The organism is uncultured Fibrobacter sp., assembly GCF_937877005.1.
Taxonomy (GTDB): domain Bacteria; phylum Fibrobacterota; class Fibrobacteria; order Fibrobacterales; family Fibrobacteraceae; genus Fibrobacter.
The window spans coordinates 1-2,022 of record NZ_CALEFV010000300.1; the positions used below are offsets into that span (position 1 = coordinate 1).

2 protein-coding genes are annotated in these 2,022 nt (G+C 54.2%); one reads left to right on the top strand and one right to left on the bottom strand.

The genetic code is table 11. The features are described from left to right. The coding region (aroA, locus tag Q0628_RS13445) for a 3-phosphoshikimate 1-carboxyvinyltransferase (RefSeq protein WP_298771801.1) at nt 1-1,322 on the bottom strand (1,322 nt) is incomplete at its 3' end. A 50-nt stretch (nt 1,323-1,372) separates the two neighbouring features. On the opposite strand from aroA, the gene Q0628_RS13450 reads away from it, so the two are divergent. Beyond that, a partial coding sequence (locus tag Q0628_RS13450; protein ID WP_298771803.1) for an acyl-[acyl-carrier-protein] thioesterase occupies nt 1,373-2,022 on the top strand: 650 nt, incomplete at its 3' end.

Consider the following 2,022-nt stretch of genomic DNA (forward strand, 5'->3'; position numbering starts at 1 on the left):
ATTCTCAAAAAGTCTTCAAAGTAGCGCGGATACGTCTTATTAATGCAAGCTGGATCCATAATCTTGATCGGAACACCTCCCAAGGCGACCAAGCTGAAGCACATGGCCATGCGGTGGTCGTTGTAGGTTTCGATTGTTGCAGGTTGCAAGTGTTCCGGAGGCGTAATCGTAATGGAATCGGTCGTTTCGCGGACTTCGGCGCCCACCTTGCGCAGTTCAGCCGCCATGGCCGCAATACGGTCCGTTTCCTTGACACGCCAGCTGGCAATGCCCGTAATGGTCATGGGGGCGTCGGCGAACAGGGCGAGTACTGCAACCGTCATGGCCGCATCGGGAATCTCGATCGCGTTGAATTCGCCCAGGCTCTTGAGCTTGCCGCCCACGCCGGTGCATTCGGTCCAATCGGGGCCCATGGTAATGTTTGCGCCCATTTTCTTGAGCACGTCGACAAAAGCGATATCGCCCTGGCGGCAATCGCTACCCACACCGAGCACGCGCACCTTGCCGCCTGCAATGGCGGCGGCAGCCAGCGGATAACTTGCAGAGCTTGCATCACCTTCGACCATGTAGTCGCCCGGGGTCTTGTACACGCCCTTGGGCACATAAAATTCCTTCAAATCGGCATGTTTGACTTCGATACCGAACTGTTTCATGACATCAAGAGTCAAAAGAATGTACGGCGCCGAAATCAGTTCGCCTTCTACATGAATATGGAGCGGGGATTCTGCATAGGGGGCACAAATCAAAAGCGCCGTCAGGTACTGGCTAGAGATGTTCCCGCGGACAGAGACCGAGCCGCCCTTTAAACCGCGGGCGTTAATACATACCGGCGGGAAGCCTTCGGTTTCCATGTAGTCGATGTCGGCACCAAGCGAGCGGAGCGCTTCGACCAAGTCGCGAATCGGGCGTTCCTTCATGCGCTCTTCACCGCTCAGGTGGAACACGCCGCGACCGAGAGCCAAGGCCGCACACAAAGAGCGCATGGCCGTGCCCGCATTGCCCAGATAGAGACCTGCCACGTAGTTGTCGTTTTCCATCAGGACCGACGGAGCATCGATAGGAGCCCCGTTGCCTTCGATTACGGCTTCGGTAAAGTCTTCGGTCATCTCGGCCTTGACCCCGAGAGCCTTCAAGGCCTCGCCCATGTAGCGCGTATCGTCGCTTTTCAACAAGTTATGCAAACGGGTAGTACCTTCGGCCAGAGCAGACACCAAGAGCACTCGATTGGTAATGCTTTTGGAACCCGGCACGCGAAGTTCTCCGTTATAAGACGACAAAGCAGGAATCTGAATATGACTAGGGCGAATAAAGGGTGTATCCATGGTCATAAATTTATAAATTAAATAAGCTATTAGACTTTATGGAGCATTAAATGATGAGCGAAATCACAGAACTCAAATTCACCGTCCGCTTTTCGGACTGCGACGAATACGGCAGACTCAAGCTTTCGCGCCTGTTCCAGTTTATGGAAGAGGCCGCCATCGCTGACGCCGAGCGGGGCGGATTTGGCCTGTGGCGCATGATCAAGGCCGGCTATACCTCGGCCATCACGCGCATGAAGGTTCGCATCAATCACACTCCGCTCATGGGCGAAGACCTTCGCGTTTCCACCTGGATCAAAGAGATTTACAAAGACAAGGTAGTCCTCAAAGACTACGCCGTTGTCGATAGCCAAGGTCGCGCCTTGGCCGAAGGCACTTCTTCTTGGATTCTGGTGAACTTGAAGACCGGCTTTGCAGAACCGCCGTCAAACAGTCCGTATCCCTTCCCCATCCAGCTTGAAAAGAGCGCCATGCCCGAAATGCTCTCGGTTTTGCCCATGGGCGAAGACCCGCAATTAGTTTATACAGAACGTGCCCGCAATAGCGACTTGGACTTGAACCACCATGTAAACCATTGCCGCTACGTGGAATGGATTCTCGACTGCCTGAGCAAAGAAGAAATCAAGGAACGCGGCATTCGCTCGCTGCAATTGAACTTCGTGAACCAGGTGCCGCTCGGTGCGAACGTGAACATTATCCG